Here is a 21234-nt window from a genome sequence, read left to right on the forward strand (position 1 = left end):
TGCAAGTTAGAGCTGTATGTTTAGCATGATAGAAGTGTTTATATGTGAAGTATAACACCATTAACAGGTGTTATCTAAGGGACTAGTTTCCCATCTCTTTTAAATATCGTTTATACTCAATATTTTTCAGTTTTTCTGATTTAGCATCGACTTGTGCTTTCATCTCTTGTTTATAGAGTGCTATTTTCTCTCTCAAAGTGCTATCTGAAGAGCCAATAATTTGTGCAGCTAAGATACCTGCATTTTTAGCACCATTTATCGCAACTGTTGCTACGGGAACACCACCTGGCATCTGTACTATTGAAAGAAGAGAATCCATTCCTTCCAATGAAGATCCTTTAACGGGTACGCCAATTACAGGTAAAACTGTCTCTGAAGCAACCATACCTGGTAAGTGAGCAGCTCCACCAGCACCAGCGATGATTACTTTCAAACCCCTAGCCTCTGCACTTTTAGAATATTCAACTAGCTTTTCTGGTGTTCTGTGTGCAGATACAATATCTAATTCAAATTCAATTTCAAACTCTTCACAGATTGCTGCTGCAGCACTCATAACTGGTAAATCAGAGTCACTTCCCATAATAATTCCAACTAATGGTTTACTCATATTTTCTTGCTTCCTTTAATTTTTAAAATATCTTTTGCTCTCATCGCTTTTTCTAACGCCATATCTATATCATCATCAAGAATTGTTACATGACCCATTTTACGATAAGGCTTTGTAAAAGTTTTTCCATAGAAGTGAAAAGACAACTCTGGGATCTCTAATGCATCATGAATACCCTCAATAAATGGCTCACCCTCATAGCCTTCTTCTCCAAGTAAGTTAATCATTACAGCCGGAGAGATTAGCTTCGTCGAACCCAATGGTAGATTTGTCACAGCTCTTATTATCTGCTCAAATTGTGAAGTTGCACATGCTTCAACTGTGTAGTGTCCTGAGTTGTGAGGTCTTGGAGCGATTTCATTCACTAAGATTTCTCCCTTTTTAGTTAAAAAAAGTTCAACAGCAAAAATTCCAACACCCTCTAAAGCTTCTATAGACTTAACGGAAATTTCAATGGATTTTTTTTCAACTTCTTTAGAAATCTTTGCAGGTGCCATAACGATATCACAGATGTTAGTTCTATCGTCAAATAGCATCTCGACAACTGGATAACATTTAGTTTGTCCCTCTATATTTCTAGCGACAATAACAGCAAGTTCTTTGTCAATGTCAACAAGTTCTTCAATGAATGATTCTGTTGGCAAGCGATATGCAAGATCAGCTTTAGTTTTAATCATCTGGACACCCTTGCCATCATAGCCACCCATTTTTGCTTTTTGTATAACAGGGAATCCAAATGCAGATAAATCTTCATCATTTTCTACATTTTTATATTTAGGTACGGGAATACCTTTCTCATCAAGTAGTTTCTTTTGCTCATACTTATTTTGGATTAACTCGATTATATAAGGAGATGGATGAATAATATGTCCATTGTCAAATAACTCTTTTAAAATAGAAGTATCTACATGCTCTAATTCGAAAGTCGTAACGTCTGTCTCTTGTACTAATTGCTCAAGTTTCTCTTTATCATGGAATCCTCCCATAATATGCTTGTCAGATACTTGAGCTGCGGGACAATTAAATGTTGGATCTAAAATAGTGACATGAAAGCCCATCTTTTTGGCTTTTTGAGACATTATTTTGCCCAATTGTCCTCCGCCAATAATTCCTAGCTTTAGATTAGAATAGTTAAAATTTTTGTCCATTTTTTCTCTTTATATAGTAAATGCGATATTTTAACCTAATTAATTTGTTAACTATATAAATAGTTGCTGGTAAATAGAACTCTTGTAAATTTTTAGTTAACCTTTCCAGAGTACTGAAGGTTAATACTCTCTTGTCTTTGCTTCTCCCCTAGAAGTAACATAACATCAATAAGCATACATTTACCACCATATTTTTCTAAAAATTTTCTAATATCTACTTCCATATCTTTAAACTGCTCTGCTTCACATACGGTAAAGACATAGTTATTACTAAAAGCATCACTAACATCATCAGCAGTTCTAACGCCATGGCCTCCAGCACCTTCAATATCTTTAATAATGGTATAACCATATATCTTATGTTTTTTAAAAAGTTTTATTAGCCTATTCACATAGACAGCTTCGATAACAAATTCGACTTTTTTCATGCTTTTCATAATTCTATCCCCATAATGAATTTATAATAAAATAATAGAGTGGAATCCCTAATGAAATATTAAAAGGGAATGTAACTGCTAGACTTAGTGGTAAATATAGACCTGGATTTGCCTCTGGTACTGATAATCTCATAGCTGCAGGAACTGCAATGTAAGATGCACTAGCACTTAATAACGCAAGTAAAAAAGCATCACCTTTGTGTATTTCAAACATATATGCAAAACCTGTTGCAACAAGAGCATTGACTAGTGGCATGATAAGTGCAAATGCTATTAGAAAAAATCCAACTTTTTTAAGTTCATGAATCTTTCTAGCAGCCACAAGTCCCATATCTAAAAGAAAGAATGCTAGCATACCCTTAAATAGTGTTCCAAAGAGTGGCTCCATTGAGTGCCAGCCTTTCTCACCTGTAAGTATTCCTATAAGAAGAGCACCTACAAGTAAAAATACTGAAGGGTTTAAAAATGCTTCTCTAAGAATTTCACCCCAATCAGTTTTCTCCTCTTCTTCACCATCCTTGGCTTTAACAAAGAGTGCTGCAAAAACTAAACCTATAACGATAGCTGGAGACTCCATAAGAGCCATAGAAGCCACCATAAAACCACCATACTCTACACCGATAGTCCCGAGGTATGTTATACCTGTTATAAATGTAACGGCACTAATAGAACCATAAGTAGCAGCGATAGCAATAGAGTTATAAACATCCATCTTTGTTTTTAAGATAAAAAAACTATAAATAGGTACAAGCATAGACATTCCAACGGCAATCATCAGTGCTTCAAATATATAAAGGTTAAATCCACTCATAGAAAGTTCATACCCACCATGTAAACCAATAGCTATAAGTAAGTAGAGAGAAAAGAGCTTAGGTAATGGTTGTGGAATTGTTAGTTCAGACTTTAGAAATACTGCAAGCATTCCTAAGAAAAAAAACAGTACAGGGGGATTTAGCATATTCTGTAATATTAAATCGAAATTCATTTTACTACTCCTCAATATAAAATTGTATCGTATATTAACTAAGAATTTTAAGATTATTCTTCACTAATTTTGACATATAAATTATCTATTATTGTGATTTTCATTTACCTTTGATGCTACAAATATTTATATTTTTGCTATAATCTGAGCATGAAAAGAGAAACGCTGAACAAGAAAACAAAAATATCAAACGATATACTATTCTATATATACACAAATATTGAGATAGATATAAATATGGACGAACTTGCGCAGAGCTTTAATATTAGTAAGTTTTATATGCATAAAATATTCAAAGAAATTTTCGGTAGGAACATATATGAGAGCATTAAATCTATTAGATTACAAAAAGCTTCAACTTTATTACTTACAAATAAGTACTCTACCATTACTGAGATAGCCTCATCCTGCGGATACAGTTCACAAACCTCTTTTATCCGAGTATTTAAAGATCGATTTTTGATGACACCAACAGCTTGGAGAAAAGGTGGCTATAAAAAGTACTCTAAAAACATAATCGAAGAATCTCCAAAAGCAAAGGCTTCCAATGCTAGTTTTGAGAATCTTGAACCTACTATTGTGAAGATGCCCGAAATAGAAGCATACTATCTTAGACATAGTGGATATAACGACCAAATTAAACAAACTTGGCAAAAGATTCAAACATGGTCATATGGCAACAATATTAAAAGCTATAAGCACATTGCACTATTCCATGATAATCCAACTGTAACACATCTTGATGAGTGTCAATATGTTGCATGTATACAAGTCGACAAAGACAATATATCTGAGAATGAGCGCTTACCTAAATTTAAAATATCTAGTGGTATATATGCTAAATTTGATATACATGGAACGGATGGTGACTTCCTACGATTTATGCACTGGCTTTACAATGAATGGCTTCCCCATAGTGAGTATGAGACAACTACAAAACCACCCTATGCTATTTATAAAAAAAATAAATACTTATCTGATGATAATAATTTTGACTTAAGTTTTTATTTATCTATTAAGTTTTAAGTAGCCCTACAATACCTAGATGTGTTTGAACTATTTTATAGGTATTGTTGTAAAATAGTAGCACTACTAAGTGTTAAATTGAACTCTTAAGCATAACTTTGTTTTTAACTAAACTATATTTAGAAAAATAACCTATAATTACAAAGGTTTTCAAAGGTAACTTTGATAATCTTCGTTGAGCAATTTATTTATGGTCAATATAATGAATATCATTTATTCTTAATTCGATAACTTATAGATAAAAAATTAGTCAAACAGAGGAGCTTAAGTGGAAAAAATTATCTTATCCATTCCATTCATTCCAATAGTCATAGCATTTATTTTGATGTTTGTTAAACAAAAAGAGTCTATTCCAAGAGTGAGTATTTTTCTATCAAGTATGATTGCACTTCTTGCATTGTATGGAACATATCATGTCATAAGTAATGACAAAGCGATTGTTGGATTTGATGGTTTACTTATTTATAATGAACTCTCAGCTATATTAGTTCCTTATGTTGCAATACTGGGCTTAGTTATCCGAAAATATGCAACTAAGTATATGTGGGATGAAGCGGGGTATAAAAGATTTTTTATTCTTCTAAACTTTATATTTGCATCTATCTACTTACTTGTAATGAGCAATAACCTTATTGTACTTGCGTTAGCTTGGCAGCTCATGAGTGTTGGTTTATATCTTCTAGTTTCATTTAATGTAGGTTCTAAAACTGCTGTAAAAAATGCTAGATGGACGATGTATATCCATAAAAGTGCCGACTTTGTATTCTTACTCGCAGTTATTTTAACATACCAAACATTTGGAAGCTTTGATTTACTCGTACTAAAAGAGCAGTGGCTTACAATGTCTGAAAATCCGATTGATGATCCCATGATATTTTCCGTTGGTATACTCTATTTACTTGCGGCAATGATGAAATCTGCAATCGTTCCATTTCATATATGGCTACCTTACACATCTGAAGCACCTACTCCAGTATCAGGCTTAATGCATGCTGGCGTTGTAAATGTTGGGGGAATTTTACTTAATAAAATGGCATATTTACTGATTCTAACACCTGCTGTACTTAATATAGCATTTGTCATTGGTCTATTTACTGCTATTTTTGCATCATTGCTTATGCTTGTTGTGTCAGATATCAAACGTTCACTTGGCTACTCAACAGTTGGTCAAATGGGCTACATGATAATGGAAGTAGGCTTAGGTGCATTTTCCCTTGCGATTTATCACCTTATAGTTCATGGAATTTTTAAGGCCTCACTCTTTTTAGAGTCTGGTAGCATCATAAAGTATGCAAGAAAAGATCCAAGTATCCCTGAACGTCTTTCACAAAAAACATTTTCAAAAGATAAAGTGAAATACAAAAGTAGTAAAACATTCAAGTTTATTGCACTTTTTACTATTGTTCCTGTGGTTGCATTTCTTGGGATTAAAGCATTACTCGCTCCAGAGTTCTTCGAGTTCAATGCAGCTATAGTTATTTTAGCATTTGCATGGCTTACAGGAACACAGCTTTTATTATCATTTTTTAAAGTATCTAAATTTGATTCTATAAAAGCAATTTTAGGAATTGTAAGTTCTTTCATAGTTGTTTTATTTACATATGAATTTATTGGCTTAAGTTTAGAGCACTTTCTTTACGGACATGATTCTTTACTCTTTTACGAAGCAGCAACACTTAATGTGAGTTTAGTCATGGCACTAGTTGTTGTGGCATTTATTATGTTAATTGGATGGCTATTTATATATAGAAAAGCTTCTATCCATTCTGAAGAAAAGCCAAATCAAACTAAATGGCACTATTATAGATTCCTAGCAAAAGAAGGTTACTATTTCGATATGTTTAAAAGTTCTAAAAAGGGTAAATTATGATTGCTAATATTATATTTCTTTTGTTAGTCTCTGGTTTGCCATACTATATTTTTTTAGAAAAGAGTGATAATTTCACAAGTAAATCCATATTTTTACTGAGTGCTTTTATGCTTTCTTGTGCAATTGTTTTGTCTTTTTTTATACATAATGCACACTCTGAGTCATTAGTTATTATCTCATTTATTAGTGCAATGTACTCTGTATATAGAGCAACAAAGACAACGAATTTTTACAAGTTGGCTTACTATTTTATATATATCAATGCACCATTTTTTCTTCTTTTTGAAGAGAATGGTGCATTTTACAGCTTATCACTTTTAGTATCAGTAGTAGGTCTTTATGCAATTGCAAATTTTTATGAAAAACATTATGGAAGTGCAAACTACCTTTATGTTAGAGGTATAACACTTGCAACTCCATTAGTTGGAATTCATATTACAGTGTATCTAATTAGTATAGGCCTTTATCCTCCACTACCAAACTCTCTATTCTTTTTAACTTATATTTTCAATACTCAAGCTGATCTATTATGGTACATCGTTGTGGTAAGCATATATCTTGGAAACTTTTTAGTTTCTATGAAGGTGTTAGAAAAATCAATTTTTGGAAAAACTAATCCAAATATACATTATGTTGATTTAAATTTTAAAGAAAAAATTGCTCATTTTATTATAATAGTATTACTCACACTATTAAGTATTTATGGAATTAAGGAGATACTAGTATGGGTATTATAGAAAAGCTAGATGCCATTAAAGGTAATGTACCACACTATTGGCCAATTGGCTCATTTATTCACCATAATCCATTAAAAGGATTTGAGCATCTTGGCTTTAAAGATGGGCTTAATAAAGCAAAGAAAATCTATGGTGGAAAAGTTTATATGGAGCCCTCATATTATTTAAAATTTTATAATGAGGGAAAAATTTCACACTCCATTTTAGAAGAAAATCTAAAAGAAGTACTTAAAGTTGACGGGCTAGCAGAGTATTATGACTTAGCTATGAAATGTCTACTCGAAGTTAATCCTCAATGGAATCATTTCAGAAAACAAGCGGATAATAAAGAGCATCCAATTGATGAAGAACTTCTTGCATACCTAGATGAGGAGTTCTCATATCATAATAAAGAGAGATGGCTAAAACAGATCACTAAACATATGACACTTTATGAGATAAATGATATCCTTTTTCATCGTGATGATAAAGAGGTCATAGAAAAAAGTGTTATAGAGTATATTACTCGTTTTTTAGATGAAGATCAAACAACACTACCGATGGAAAATAGAGAACTTGGCATGTTTGAAACCTTTAAGCTTTATGAAGATTTTGACTATCCTCATAACTCTGAAGCCTTTGTAGAAGAAGCACTTGAAAAGCTAAAAGTCAAGAATAAAGAGAGATATCTTCTAACACATATTCTTAAACTACATGGCTGGGCTGGATTTATCAAATACCGCTCAGAGGACCCTGGCTATTTCCCACAGCAACAAAACCCATCATCTCTAATGGACTATATGGCAATCAGACTCTATTATGAACTTGCCTATTTGCAACACAGAAAGATAAATAATTTTGACCTATTGCATGATTACTCTTTAGCAAATGCTTCATATGTAGTACTTAAAATGCTTAAGCACAACTATAGTTTACCAGGGAAATATATAGATGCAATGGAGAAGTCTAGTAATTATGATGACATCTTAGAAAGATATGTACAAGAAGAACTTCAACTTGATGCAAAACAGGTTCACCTCTCAAACGATATACTTAAAAATACAAATATTCCTTTAGTAGAACTCGCTAAGATTATGGAAGTACTACGAGAAGAAGAGGGATATATCTGGATGAAGTCTCTTGAAGACACTTATATTCATTCATTTATTGATGAAATGAAACTAACAGATGAACCTGAAATTGAGAGACCATTGGCTTCAGTGACAATGTGTTTAGATGTTAGATCTGAGACTGCGAGAAGAGCCATTGAGAGTACTGGAAACTATACAACATATGGTGCTGGAGGATTCTTAGGTTTTCCTATAGCTTTTGTTGAGTTTGACAAGACAAACGAACAACTTTTATGTCCAGCCGTTGTCAAACCTGCTAACATAGTGTTTGAGATAGCAAAAGAGACAGATAATGAATATAAATCTAAAAAGACTATTAATAAAACTACTAAAAAAGTTATATCTGATCTGAAAAACAACCCATACACACCTTACATAATGGTCGAAGCTATTGGTTGGATATTTGGGATTAACCTTTTTGGTAAAACATTTGCACCACAAAAAACTGAAAAATTCTTTGCAAACTTTAAAGCTAAAAAACCAAAAACAACTTATACATTAGATAAGTTATCAAACGAAGAGATAGAGCTCTATGTAAATAAACTTCATATACACCTTATTAATGAAGCATTAATTAATCACTCTTCATCTAAGTATACAGATGATGAAATTCAAGAGATAAGAGATCATCTTGTTATAGGAAATACTTTATCATTTGATGTTCCATTAGAATTTTTAAATATACTAAAAAATAACTATAATGTTTCAGAAGATGATTATGAGTTACAAAAAATAAAACTTTCTAAAGTTGGATTTACACTTGAAGAGAAAGTTCAGTACTTATATAACTTCTTAATGATGATAGGACAAATTGATAATTTTGCTGAGTTTGTGATTCTTTCAGGGCATGTTAGTATGTCGGATAACAATCCATTTGAGTCTGCATTAGACTGTGGTGCTTGTGGTGGCAAGAGTAGTCTTCCAAATAATAGAGCACTCTGTATGATTGCAAACTCACAAGAAGTACGAGAGGCTATAGCAAAAAAAGGTATTATAATCCCTGAAGATGTGAGGTTTATACCATCTCTACACATTACTACTACAGATCAAATAGAGTTTCACGATACAGATATTTTAACACAAGCAGAGATGAAAAGATTTTCTGTAGTTATGAAAGATTTTGAAAAAGCATCAGCTATTGCACGTTATGAAAGAGTGGCACAACTTCCATATACAAAAACTCAAAATGATATTATGATCAAATCTATGGATTGGTCAGAAACTAGACCAGAATGGGGATTAGCAGGTGTTATGGGTGTTTTTGCAGGTCCTAGAAAGTCTATCAAGCATATGCCTTTTGGCAATAGACTTTTTATGCATTCGTATGATTCAAAACTAGATAATGAAGATGCTGACATACTTACACGTATTTTTGATGGTCCACTTGTAGTTGGAGAGTGGATTAACCTAGAACACTATTTTGCTACCGTAGACAATGCCATATATGGAGCTGGATCTAAGGTATATCATAATGTTGTTTCAAAAGTTGGTGTATTTAATGGAAACTATAGTGATCTAAAAATTGGTTTGCCAACACAATCTGTACTTTTAGAAGGTCAAGCATACCATGAACCTGTAAGACTTCTTACTTATATGGAAGCACCTTTAGAACTAGTAGGAAAAGCAGTAGAAAAATCAGTAGCTAAAGAGTTCATTCTTAATGAATGGATACGACCTATCATTGTTGATAAAGCGGCTGGAAAAGTTTATTCATTTGAATCTGGTGACTTTAAGGTTATTAAAGAATTTTAATAACCTTACCTTAAGACAAGAGATAAACAAAGAAAGCACTGAGTCAAACTAAAGTTCTGAGTGCTATAATTTCAAAATAATATTAAAAGGAAAGAATATGTATACAATTGAGATTGATGATCCTTGTAGTTGTTTTAAGAAAAGTGGTATGGATCAGACTATGACTTTTGAGAATAGAGAAGATGCACACATGAGAGCTAAAGTATTAGAGTGTCGCATGAATCAAGAGTTTTGTCTTACACACTACTTTACTGCAGTAGATCTTGGTGAAAAAATTCTTATTACTAAAATAGTACGTCCAGTAGATGAAGATGAAGACTATGACTATGAAGATGTAAAAAAGCTTATAGCAAACAGTAATGTAAAAATAGGTTTTGATGATGCTGAAGAGACTCCAAATGGTGACAAACGCGGAAAAACTAGTACTCATAGTTAAGCTACTTCAATTAGAACAAAAAAACTCTCTTTAACTTACTTTAAAGAGAGTCTCCTCTTTAACAAAAACAACTCCCTTAAACTACTTAAAGTCTAAATAAACTTTTAAAACATTATTAATAGAATAGGTTAGCTTCTATTATTATTACAATTACGATAATTTAATGCTAAAATACGAAAAATTATTGTGGGGATATTATAATATGCAAGATGAGAATACTAAACGTTTACTAGAGTTACAAATGGAAGAACTAAAGGCCACTTATGCATTAGATACACAAGAAGCAGCTCCTGAAAAAACTATAGATGATGAAAAAGCAGAACTAGCAAAAAAGAAAAAAAATGAAAAAGATGCAGCTCTGGCTAAATTATATGAAGATGCTGCAGAATATGAAGAAGAATTAGAATCTTTTGAAAATGAGTTAGCAGTAGTTAAAGCTAATGAAATTAAGGATATCCCTGAAGCACTTAGTAAGGAGCTTCCGAATGAAGAACGAGACTATTCAACTGAATTACAAGCAATTTTGATAGCACACTGGACACATTTAGTCGAAGTTCAAAAGACGAATGAATTAGGTGAATTAGAAATCATTAAAACATCAAACTTTTCTGATGTTGTTGAAAAGCTTACTAATTCATATCCAAACTATGAAGGTAACTTTGAAATAGATATTAAAAATATATTAATTAAAAGATTAGAAACTCTTATCGCTATAAAAAAAGAACATATTGAAGAAGAGATGGATGAGATTTACATTGCAGGGCTTAAACCAAGTTTTGTAAAAAGAATTTATAAACAATATCATGGAATAAAATAAAATATATTTAATACACCAACTATTTAGTACCACATAAATATATATTTTTTAGAAATCCAATTTCACATTGGAATTCTATACCCTCAGCAAAAATTAAAACAAAATTTCTCTAATTAACTTACTTTATTCAAAATCTTAGTTTTAGACAATAATGCTAAAATTACATTATTAAAATAAAAAGGATTATAGTGAATATTACAGTAGAAAAATTAGATGATATTAACTACATAATTAGTGGAAGTGTAGAAAACAGTACGATAGAAGATAAAGTAGCTAAACTTAAAGAAGAAGCTGGAAATGACTCAGCTAACGATAATCAGAGTGCTGAAAAGTTTGAACATGATGCTGCTGGTCTAGTATTCAATGAGTTTGTAGATGCTGGAATTACAAAAGCTAATATTGAAGTAGAAACTCTTCTTGGTCAGCCAGGACTAAAAAAGTATGAGAGACTCGAAAATGGTATATACTTTGAAGTACAATTGTCTACAAGTCCCGAGATTAATGTCGATGTTGAGTTTATGGATATAGTACCTAAATTTACTAAACCAAAAGCAGATCCTGATGCGGTAGAAGCAAAGCTATTAGAGTTTGCTACACAACAAGCACCTTTTGTAAAAATTCCAGAGGCAAAAACTCTTGAAAATAATGATGTTGCTGTTATAAATTTTATAGGTTATTTAGATGATAAACCATTTGAAGGTGGTAGTGCAGATAATTTTAATCTTAAAATAGGATCTAAATCATTTATTCCAGGATTCGAAGAACAACTAATTGGCATGGAGTATAATGATGAGAGAACAATATCAGTTACTTTTCCTAAGGATTATCAATCAGAAGAACTAGCAGGTAAAGAAACTAAATTTGTTGTAAAACTTCTTGAGATTCAAGAGCAAAAAGCAGAAACACCTGATGATGCATTTGCAAAAAGAATCTTAAATGATACAACAGCTACCCTTGATACATTAAAAGCTAAACTTGAAGATCAGATAACATCTGAAGAGATTTCTCAACTTTATATGTCTGAACTAAAACCAAAACTAATAGAAGGTCTACTTACAAAATTTAACTTTACACTACCTAACAATATAGTAGAACAAGAGATGGATGCAAAAGTACGTGAAAAAACAAAAAACTTTACTCAAGAGCAACATAAACCATATGTAGAAGATAAAGATAAATTTCGTGAACTCAGAGAATCAGTACGTGATGAAGCAAGAAATGGAATTAAAATAGCAATGATTGTTGAAGCCTTAGCTAAAAAAATGAATGTTGATGTTGATGAGCAAGAAGTAATAGCAGCACTTACATATCAAGCAATGATGGCAGGTCAGGATGCTCAAGAGCTTGTTAAGTACTACAGAGACAACAACTTAATGGTATCAGCAAAGCTAGGACTCACAGAAGACAAACTATTTGGTCAAATCTTAGGATTTAATAGATAAGTAAGAAGGTTATAGATTTGATTAATAAAATAGGTGATGGGGCAATACAGAAAATATTAAATTGGGCAGATGAAAATAAGATCCCCAATCTAAAATGGATAGAACATGACTCCTATTTAAAAGGTGGCTACTTTAAAGGTATACCAAGAGATAGAGATAAATTAGTAAAATTAACTGAGCTAAATCTTCTTGGTTATCAACTAGACAGCCTACCAAAAGAGATATGTGACCTTAGAGATATAACTAAGCTCTATTTATCAGGTAACAAGCTTTCTAAGCTCCCTATAGAAATCGGTAAGCTAATAAATCTACAAGAGCTATATATTCCAGGGAATCACTTAACACATTTACCAAAAGAGATATCTTCACTAACTAATTTAGAAGTTCTTAGCATTCAAGAAAATCAAATTTTTGAGATACCAAAAGAAATAGGTAATTTATCAAACTTAACTATTTTAGAAGTTGGAAGGAATCAACTTACTTCCCTTCCAAAAGAAATTGGAAAGCTTACAAAATTAACAAGACTTACTTTATGGAAAAATAAACTTACAAAGTTACCTAATGAAATTGTCAATCTTATAAATTTAAAAGAACTAGATTTTCTTTATAATAAACTAGAGCTAAGCCAACAAGATGTTATATGGCTAGAAAAGTTATTGGAAAACAATTGTGAGGTTTCTATATAGTAAGTTATTTTTTTGGGGAAAAGAGTAGATAAATATTAGCAGATAGTAAAATACTATCTGCTAGAGACATCCCGAAGAATGACTCTAGGAAAAGAGCTTAAACTTCTTTAGCTTCAGCCATTTCCATTGAAATACAATCACGGTTAAGAAGATCAGAACAAACGTATACACAAAGTGCACACCCTTTACATCTATCTTCATCAACCCATGAAGTATTATTTTCTTTATCGAACATAAGCGTATTAGCTTCTGGACAATAAAGTGTACACATATTACATTTGTGCTCAGCACACTTGTCTGAATCAACTTTTGCTACATAATACATTCATAAATTCCTTTTATACGTCAATTTGGGTAATTAAATCACCAGATTCTAAATCTACTTTAGCAGCCATGTCAAATGTCCACTTGATAACATTCATGTTAGCTTCAAGTAATTGCTCTTTTTTCTTGAATTTCTTCTCAATTGCAGAATCCAGCATAGCTGTACCACCTGAAGAAACGAAAGAAGTTCCTAGGAATCTTTCTCTAACAGCAGCTTCGATATGCTCTGTAGTAACAAGCTTAGTAAGACCAAGTAACATACCCATCATTGCCATATTTGTTGCAAGTTCAGTACCTGCAATTTTTTGTGCTAGTTTAGTAGCATCAAATTGAACAACAGTAGCATTTAAGTCACGAAGTACTTGCTTATCTTCCTCTTCAAGAACATTAAACTCTGAGTTAATAATAATTAAACTATTTGGTTTAAGACCTGTATAAAAAGGCATTGTATATGATTTACCATGAGTTACAACTTGTGAATGGTAAATCATAATAATATCAGGATAAACAACTTCCCCAACTTCATAAATTGGCTCTGAAGAAGCTCTTACATAAGCTTCAACAGGTGCCATTCTTTTTTCAGAACCGAAAAATGGAACCAAAGATGCATATTTACCTGCATTATCCATAGTTGAACCAAGAATGTGTGCAGTAGTAACAACACCCTGGCCACCAAGACCAGAAATACGTATGTTATATCTTTTTTTATCTGTTGCCATACTAGTTTGCCTCCGCTCTTGCAGCTTTTAATGCTTTCTTAGCTGCTTTTTCTTCGCCTTCTACACGCTCTATAACTTCTTTAGAAGCATCAGTCATATATTCGTAAAATGCGAAACGACCTTTTTCTTTCTCTTTAGCATCTGCAAATACTTCTTCAGTAGGGATTGAATACTCAATATTACATGAAGTGTATGCATGGATAAATGTAGGACCAACTTCACGAGCTACAAAAATAGCTCTTCTGATGATCTGCGCCGCTTTTTTGATATTTGTAGGAGACATTCTTACAACATATACACAACCAGCAGCAATTGCTAAGTCTGTAGCTGGCATTTTTTCGCCTTTCTTACCTAATGGAGCCATTTTAAGAACAGCACCCTTAGGAGACATACCTGACTCTTGTCCACCAGTGTTTCCATAAACTTCATTATCAAGCATGATTGTAGTGAATTTCTCACCACGAATCCATGAGTGCATAGTCATTGAGAAACCGATATCCATAGTACCACCGTCACCGGCAATAGTAATAACATCTTTTGTTTTATCTGGAAAACGTAATCTGAATGCACGAGTTAAACCAGAAGCCATTGCATTTTGGTCACCGTAGTTACCATAAATAAATGGAACAGCAGCTTGAGAAATCGCTAGACGACCACAACCAGCTGTACCTAATGTTACTGTCTCTTCCGGACATGGAAGTGAAGCAAATATTAGTCTGATGTAATAAGCCATCCAACAACCAGAACACATTGGGTGCTCTTCAACTAACTCTTTGAATTGACCCATATTTTGAGGACCAGCTTCTTCTTGAGTCTTTCCAAATGGACCGTAATCAACTAATTCAACATAATCTTTTGGCAAATATCTTTTAAATACTTTTGCCGGAGTTACATATTTTAAACTCATTCTATCCCCTTTACTTTATAATTTAAGATCGTACTCTAAACCTAGAGCAGTATAAATTTCTTTCATGATAAGTTCAACAGGTAGTGTCATACCACCGTATACTCTTGGACCTTCTACAACAATACCACCATTAGGAATTGCCGCTTTAACCTCTTTAGATAACCAACCAATAATATTGTGCTCAGGAACGATAAGTGTCTTAGCATTCTTAACCGCTGCATTGATTTCATCAATTGGGAATGGTCTAATTGCTCTAACTTTAATTAGACCAACGTTTAAGTTTTCTTCTTCAGCATATCTTTGTGCTTCTCTACCTTGAGCAGCAGCACAACCAGATGCGATAACAAATACGTCAGCATCAGGATTAACAACTTCAATTGGTCCACCTAGATATTGGTAGATATACTTCATTGCGCGACGATTTGAATCCCAAATCTCTTGCTGCCATACTGAGTGAATCAGGTAAGACATAAAGTTTGACTTTTGAACCGGAGCATCTCTTTGAATTCTAGCTGGTGGAGTTTCATTATCCATAGCTGGAACTGGAGCTGCAACTGAATCAAAATCTTTGTATGCTAAGTCTTCAGACATCATGTCAACATAACCCTTAGCGTGAGTAACAAAGAAACCTTCTGTTGAAACAGATACAGGAATATAAACATCAACTTTTTCAGTAATAGCAAATGCTGCTAATGTCATGTCAAATGTATCTTGCTGATTTTCAGCATGTAACATTACAGCACCACAATGCATTAAATATGCCATTTCTATATTATCAGGTTGAATTGATAATGGTGCGTTTACAACACGAGTAAGAACACCTAATACCGCTGGAACACGGTGACCTGGCCAAGAAGCAATAGCTTCAAGACCTCTTAAAAGCCCTGGTCCTGAAGTTGCAGTAAACAGACGTACACCTGCTCTAGCTGCACCAGCGATTGCTGACATTGTACCAAGCTCTTCTTCAGCTCTATAGTACTCTTTAAGGTGACCTTGAGCATAAATATCACCAACAAGGTGCATTACCTCAGATTGTGGTGTAATAGGATAAGCAATTGCCATATCAACATTTGCTCTTTTAACAGCTTCCGCCATTGCTTGAGCACCTGTGATAAAATGCTGCTCTCTTGGAGCCTCATGTAATAGGTAATCCATATCTACGAATGTTTTTGTCTTGTTTGGTTGTGGTCTTTCTATTGCGCTCATTTATTCTCCTTTATTCGACATCAGTAACATGCTCACCTTTTTTTGTCATGATGAGACTTCTATACTCACCATAATCAGCAGGTGATAATGAACTATTGTCCTCTTTTTGTAAAGATGGATTTTCTGGTGGTAGAGTAGTTTCCCACTCAATGCCTAATTTATTTCTTTCTTCAATAACGATTTCTTTGAATCTAGTAATGTTTTCTGCATGTAAATCTCTGATTGACGCCATTGCTTCTTCATGTCCCATATAAGCACATAGAGCAATTGTATAACAATCAGTACCAGCACGAATCATTCTTAATGAAAGATTTGCATAGTGACAGTGAACACCAACAAAGATACATGCTTTAATTTTATTATCTAAAATCGTTAAATTCGGGTGATTTGGATTAATTTCAGCCTTAACATCAATTTTTGGATATTTAGGTCTGTAATCTGGCATTGGAATAATTTTACAGTTTGGAATTTCAGATGCAAGCTCTAAAAGTGCTGCTGCTTTAGCTGCAACGTCTTCTTTCCAGTCCCATAACACTTGAGGACCAGGGAAGATAGTTGGGTTTTCTTTTGTAAGCATAGCTCTTGCTGCATCTCTCATTGCCTCTTCTTCTTCGACAATGTTTCCATAGAGAAGTGCTTTACCTGTTGGTGCTAGCTCAACTCCCATAGATGGTGCTGACTGTGGCATATACCCAGCAGGACCCTCTGTGATAATTTTTGACATAGTTTTCTCCTTTATTTACGAAACGATTTTGTAAAATACACAAAAAATGCATAAAACATTTTTAAATTCTATACCTAATAACAAATCTTAAAGATTAGATATAACGTCTTTCAGAATAGATGTACCACCTGATACATTCCATACATATGAAATACATGAATTTGGGAAATACTATCGTATAAAATCTTTGAGATACATGAATTTAGTTAGAAGTAGTAATTTGTAACATATTGATAATAGTATTGGGCAAAATTGAAACATATTTTACTTATGTATATTATTAAACAGAATGATTTTAATAGGATTAATGAAGAATTACATATTAAATTTATGGAGGTAACTAATAAGATTCTATTTTTACACACTATAGAGATTAAGAAGAGTATATATGGCTTACTAATCTTTAAATTGGCTATAAAGATTAGTATGTTAAATTTTTACTTTGCGAGTCTAAATTTAGGAAGGTTCATAAACTCGAACTTTTCAGTTAATAATAGTACATCATCATCTATAGATTCCCCTATAAATATCAGAATCGACTTTTCACTATAACCTTCTAACTCATCGTATGATACATTACCAAATGAATAATTGATAACTAGAGGATTGGGCACATCCAGTGTTCTCACAATACCTTTAACTCTATAAATACTTTTAGGAATATTTTGTAATACTTCATCAATATCGTTAAAATTGATATTTTCTTTAAGGTAAACAACTTTCTGAGTTATTGAGTCCTCAGTAGTATGATCAAGATGATTATAATCTTTTGCTAAACCAATGATTTCTTCAGTTTTAAAAACCCCGTTAAAAATATCTTTTTTTACTACACCCTGTTGAGCATTATCAACAACATAATTAGTAAATATCATTTTGCCTGTAAGGTTATTTTTGATATTAAATTTTTCTTTAATTTCGATAACCTCTTTCCTTGCATGCTCTAACTCGAGCTCACTAACCAAGTCGGTCTTGTTTAAAATAATAATATTTGAACCACCAATTTGATATTTTGCAGTTGAATTATCTTTGTAGGAATCTAAATTTTTGGCATCAACCACACAGATAACGCCCTCAACGGAAATACCAAGATTTTGTAAAGATAAAAAGATAGGAAAGGGCTCTGATGCTCCCGAAGTCTCAACAAATATAATCTCTGGATTATATTTATTCATAATCTCAATTACACCACTTTCAAACTCTTCTGCCAATTGACAGCAAATACAGCCTTCTGATATCTCCAATACTTCACTGTAAACATTGCTTAGGATATTTCCATCTATTCCTATATCTCCAAACTCGTTTACGATAATAGCTACTTTTTTATCACTAAAATGCTCTTTAACTGTATTGGTCAACATAGTTGTTTTTCCAACACCTAGAAATCCAGTAATTACGAATGATTGTATCATGAGGGAACCTTAAAATAATATTTGATTGAATTAGTATTTGTAAATGCGAAATGCATCTTGTGTAGATAGAGAGTAAAACCGTGCCAAAGACACGGTTAAAAGATTACTTGTTACCGTTGTTGTTTTTAGAAGGTTCAAGAATTGGCTCAAGTCCAACTTCTTTAGCCCATGCAGCTGTTAAATCATAAGCAGCTGATGCAGTATCAAGATTCTTTTGAATTAGTTCTTGTTTCTTCTTAAACTTTTTCTCAATAACTGAGTCAAGTGTAGCAGTACCACCAGATGCAGTATATTTCTTAAGGAATCTATCTTTAATTCCCTCTTCAATTGCAGCTTTAGAAACTGTACCAAGAGCACCAAACAGTGCACCTAACATAGCCATGTTAGTTGCAAGTTCAGTACCAGCTTGATCGATAGCAAACTGAGTAAAGTCTTTAGTAAGAACCTTAACATTTAAGTCAGATAAAACTTTCTTATCGTGTTCAGTTAAAAGCTCTACTTCAGAGTTAATGATAACTAAACCATTCTCTTTAATACCAGCGTAAAAAGGCATAGTGTATGATTTACCCATAGTAATAACTTGTGGGTGGAAAATCATAACAATATCAGGATAAATTACTTCCCCTCTATCGTAAATAGGCACTGTACCTATTCTTGCATAAGACTCTGATGGAGCCATACGTTTTTCAGCACCAAAGAATGGATTTGAAACAGCATAGTAACCATCAGTATCAGCAGCAGTTGCAGCAATGTGAGCTGCAGTAACTGCACCTTGACCACCAAGACCCGGAAGTCTTACTTTAATTGAATCTTTTGCCATTATAAACGTCCTTCTTCTTTACATTTTGCTAAAAACTCTTCAGCTTCTGGTGAAATATATTTGTAAGACTCAAATCTATCTTTGTCTTGCTCTTTCATTTCTCCAAGTCCTTCATTAGCACTTAGTCCAATTTCAAGAATACATGGTGTATAGATGTTAAGGAAAGTTGGTCCGATTTCTCTTGCAACTAATATCGCTTCTCTAACTGCTTTAGCAACTGCTTTAGGAGCAGAAGCTGTCATGTTTATAGAATAGTGACATCCTGATGTAGTAGCTAGCTTCCACATTGGCACTTTATCGAACTTTTTACCAGTTGGAGCCATTTTAAATACTTGACCTTTTGGTGTAGCACCTGATTCTTGTCCACCAGTATTTGCGTAAACTTCATTATCGAAACAGATTGTTGTAATGTTTTCTTGTCTAAAGAAAGATTGAAGTGTATAGTCAAGACCGATATCAACAGTAGCACCGTCTCCCGCTAAAACAACAACATCTTTTTCAGTATCTGGAAATCTCCAGTCAAGAACTCTTTTGATACCAGTTGCAACAGCATTTTGGTTACCAAATAGTGAGTGCACAGTATGTAGTGCAATATGTGGGAACATTAATGAAGTACAACCAGTTGAGTTAACAATGATAGTCTCTTCAGGTTTAGGAAGTGCAGAAAGTACATATCTCAATGCAGCAGCTTCTGGACAACCAGCACATAAAGAGTGCTCTTCTAATAACTCTTTTGATTGTGGAAGTTCTTTAATACCACGAGGCTTGTCTTGATTTTGAGCCCATGTAGCTTTTTCCTCAAGATCAATAATCTCTTGAGGCATAATGTCTCTAAATTCTGGATTGATTTTATAGATATCTATTGCCATACTATGCTCCTTTACCTGGATTGATTTTTTCCATAACTTCTTTAATAATTGCTTCAGCAGGCATACTCATACCACCAGCAACTCTAGGTCCGCCAACGATGTCCGCTTCAGTTTTTTTGTAAAGTGCTTTTTTCACTTCTTTTTCTAACCAACCAACAACATTAAACTCAGGTACAAATATATGTTTTACACCTTCTAGTGCTGTAATAAGTTCTTCTTCTGGGAATGGTCTAATAGTTCTTAACTTAATAACTTTAGATTTGATTCCAAGTTTCATTAGTTCTCTTTCAGCCTCTTTAGCTTGATGAGAAGCAGTACCACAAGTAACAAATGCGATTTCAGCGTCTTCACTACCTGTTGTATGAACTAGACCATCTAGGAAGTGCTCAGCATATGGACGTGAACGTTCAACTGCAGATCTAATTTCAAACTGCCAAGAAGCATGTGTTGCATAAGAGATATAGTTAGACTTCATTACGAATGGATCTCTTAAGAAACGTCCCGGAGGTGTTTCTGAATCAATCGGAGGTAATGGAGACTTATATGGCTCATATGGGAAGAGTGCGATATCATCAGCAGGAAGCATTACTGCCTCTCTAGTGTGAGATACAAAGAATCCATCAACTACAGTAATAATAGGCACATGAACATCAGGCTTTTCAGCTACAACGAATGCTGCAATTGACATGTCAAAAAGTTCTTGAACATTTTCAGCATACCAAATCTGGCATCCAGTCTCTAGCATATAAGAAACTTCCAAGTTATCTGGTTGAATAGTAAGTGGTGAGTTAATACCACGAGCCATTAGAATCAGTTGACATGGAATTCTAGTTCCTGACCACTGAGCAAAGTTTTCCATTGCTCTTAGTGTACCTGGACCTGAAGTAGTTGTAATTGTTCTAGCACCTGCCATTGCACAACCTGCAACTTCAGACATAACACCAAACTCATTCTCTCCACGGAAGTATGTACCTACATAACCCTCTGCCCATAGTTCACCGATAAGGTGAGCTGCTTCAGATTGTGGTGTAATTGGGTACGATACTGATGCATCAACTGTACATCTTTTTACCGCTTCTTTTAAAACTTCAGAACCTGTCATGAAGTGTTTTTCTCTTGGTGCTTCAAATAATAATTCGTCCGCTGTAACTAGTCTTTGTCCAGACCAGTTATGCGTATCTGTCATATCAGTAATTTTACTCAT

The 21234-nt window shown here is 33.4% G+C and carries 21 protein-coding genes; 8 read left to right on the forward strand and 13 right to left on the reverse strand.

Annotated elements, in window-relative coordinates; translation table 11 throughout:
* Positions 1–82: 82 nt before the first annotated feature.
* The 4 genes from purE to GJV85_RS10680 form a co-directional block, all read right to left on the reverse strand.
* The gene (gene purE / locus GJV85_RS10665) at positions 83–607 is read right to left on the reverse strand and encodes a 5-(carboxyamino)imidazole ribonucleotide mutase (RefSeq protein ID WP_207561364.1); all 525 of its coding nucleotides are present in this window, start codon (positions 605–607) and stop codon (positions 83–85) included.
* Positions 604–1755, reverse strand: coding sequence for a 5-(carboxyamino)imidazole ribonucleotide synthase (locus GJV85_RS10670; protein ID WP_207561365.1), 1152 nt, complete (start codon positions 1753–1755; stop codon positions 604–606). The genes purE and GJV85_RS10670 overlap by 4 nt, the downstream gene beginning before the upstream one ends.
* A 92-nt stretch (positions 1756–1847) precedes the next feature.
* Positions 1848–2192, reverse strand: coding sequence for a P-II family nitrogen regulator (locus GJV85_RS10675; RefSeq protein ID WP_207561366.1), 345 nt, complete (start codon positions 2190–2192; stop codon positions 1848–1850).
* Between the two features lie 4 nt (positions 2193–2196).
* The gene (locus tag GJV85_RS10680) at positions 2197–3177 is read right to left on the reverse strand and encodes a sodium-dependent bicarbonate transport family permease (RefSeq protein ID WP_207561367.1); all 981 of its coding nucleotides are present in this window, start codon (positions 3175–3177) and stop codon (positions 2197–2199) included.
* A 150-nt stretch (positions 3178–3327) separates the two neighbouring features.
* Between GJV85_RS10680 and GJV85_RS10685 the strand changes: the two genes are divergently transcribed.
* From GJV85_RS10685 to GJV85_RS10720, 8 genes are all read left to right on the forward strand, one after another.
* Positions 3328–4203: an AraC family transcriptional regulator gene (locus GJV85_RS10685; RefSeq protein ID WP_207561368.1), complete on the forward strand. Its 876-nt coding sequence runs from the start codon at positions 3328–3330 to the stop codon at positions 4201–4203.
* A gap of 268 nt (positions 4204–4471) precedes the next feature.
* A complete protein-coding gene (locus tag GJV85_RS10690) occupies positions 4472–6073 on the forward strand; it encodes a proton-conducting transporter transmembrane domain-containing protein (RefSeq protein WP_207561369.1) in 1602 nt (533 codons plus the stop codon).
* Complete coding sequence (locus tag GJV85_RS10695) at positions 6070–6810, forward strand: hypothetical protein (RefSeq protein ID WP_207561370.1); 741 nt, start codon at positions 6070–6072, stop codon at positions 6808–6810. Before GJV85_RS10690 ends, GJV85_RS10695 begins: the two co-directional genes overlap by 4 nt.
* The gene (locus tag GJV85_RS10700; RefSeq protein ID WP_207561371.1) at positions 6798–9671 is read left to right on the forward strand and encodes a putative inorganic carbon transporter subunit DabA; all 2874 of its coding nucleotides are present in this window, start codon (positions 6798–6800) and stop codon (positions 9669–9671) included. Before GJV85_RS10695 ends, GJV85_RS10700 begins: the two co-directional genes overlap by 13 nt.
* A 97-nt stretch (positions 9672–9768) precedes the next feature.
* Entirely contained in the window at positions 9769–10107 is a 339-nt protein-coding gene (locus GJV85_RS10705) for a hypothetical protein (RefSeq protein ID WP_207561372.1), read from the forward strand.
* Positions 10108–10309: 202 nt separating this feature from the next.
* A complete protein-coding gene (locus GJV85_RS10710) occupies positions 10310–10924 on the forward strand; it encodes a hypothetical protein (RefSeq protein WP_207561373.1) in 615 nt (204 codons plus the stop codon).
* Between the two features lie 188 nt (positions 10925–11112).
* On the forward strand, positions 11113–12366 hold the full coding sequence (gene tig, locus GJV85_RS10715) for a trigger factor (RefSeq protein ID WP_207561374.1): 1254 nt from the start codon (positions 11113–11115) through the stop codon (positions 12364–12366).
* A 17-nt stretch (positions 12367–12383) separates the two neighbouring features.
* Positions 12384–13052, forward strand: coding sequence for a leucine-rich repeat domain-containing protein (locus GJV85_RS10720; RefSeq protein ID WP_207561375.1), 669 nt, complete (start codon positions 12384–12386; stop codon positions 13050–13052).
* 97 nt (positions 13053–13149) lie between these two features.
* Here the strand turns inward: GJV85_RS10720 and GJV85_RS10725 are convergent, their stop codons facing one another.
* The 9 genes from GJV85_RS10725 to GJV85_RS10765 all read right to left on the reverse strand — a co-directional run bounded on the left by GJV85_RS10725 (position 13150) and on the right by GJV85_RS10765 (position 21234).
* Positions 13150–13377 carry a 4Fe-4S dicluster-binding protein gene (locus GJV85_RS10725; protein WP_207561376.1) on the reverse strand — a complete coding sequence of 76 codons (228 nt, stop codon included), beginning with the start codon at positions 13375–13377 and terminating at the stop codon, positions 13150–13152.
* A gap of 13 nt (positions 13378–13390) precedes the next feature.
* On the reverse strand, positions 13391–14095 hold the full coding sequence (locus GJV85_RS10730) for a 2-oxoacid:ferredoxin oxidoreductase subunit gamma family protein (protein WP_207561377.1): 705 nt from the start codon (positions 14093–14095) through the stop codon (positions 13391–13393).
* 1 nt (position 14096) lies between these two features.
* Positions 14097–15002, reverse strand: a complete 906-nt coding sequence (locus GJV85_RS10735; protein WP_207561378.1) for a thiamine pyrophosphate-dependent enzyme — start codon at positions 15000–15002, stop codon at positions 14097–14099.
* A gap of 15 nt (positions 15003–15017) precedes the next feature.
* A complete protein-coding gene (locus GJV85_RS10740) occupies positions 15018–16208 on the reverse strand; it encodes a transketolase C-terminal domain-containing protein (RefSeq protein WP_207561379.1) in 1191 nt (396 codons plus the stop codon).
* Between the two features lie 10 nt (positions 16209–16218).
* Positions 16219–16932, reverse strand: coding sequence for a carbon monoxide dehydrogenase beta subunit family protein (locus GJV85_RS10745; RefSeq protein WP_207561380.1), 714 nt, complete (start codon positions 16930–16932; stop codon positions 16219–16221).
* A 437-nt stretch (positions 16933–17369) separates the two neighbouring features.
* Positions 17370–18341: a CobW family GTP-binding protein gene (locus tag GJV85_RS10750; protein ID WP_207561381.1), complete on the reverse strand. Its 972-nt coding sequence runs from the start codon at positions 18339–18341 to the stop codon at positions 17370–17372.
* 103 nt (positions 18342–18444) lie between these two features.
* The gene (locus tag GJV85_RS10755; RefSeq protein ID WP_207561358.1) at positions 18445–19161 is read right to left on the reverse strand and encodes a 2-oxoacid:ferredoxin oxidoreductase subunit gamma family protein; all 717 of its coding nucleotides are present in this window, start codon (positions 19159–19161) and stop codon (positions 18445–18447) included.
* Positions 19161–20030 carry a thiamine pyrophosphate-dependent enzyme gene (locus GJV85_RS10760; RefSeq protein WP_207561359.1) on the reverse strand — a complete coding sequence of 290 codons (870 nt, stop codon included), beginning with the start codon at positions 20028–20030 and terminating at the stop codon, positions 19161–19163. The genes GJV85_RS10755 and GJV85_RS10760 overlap by 1 nt, the downstream gene beginning before the upstream one ends.
* A 1-nt stretch (position 20031) precedes the next feature.
* Positions 20032–21234 carry a transketolase C-terminal domain-containing protein gene (locus GJV85_RS10765; protein ID WP_207561360.1) on the reverse strand — a complete coding sequence of 401 codons (1203 nt, stop codon included), beginning with the start codon at positions 21232–21234 and terminating at the stop codon, positions 20032–20034.

Origin of the sequence: Sulfurimonas aquatica (assembly GCF_017357825.1) — a bacterium.
GTDB lineage: Bacteria > Campylobacterota > Campylobacteria > Campylobacterales > Sulfurimonadaceae > Sulfurimonas > Sulfurimonas aquatica.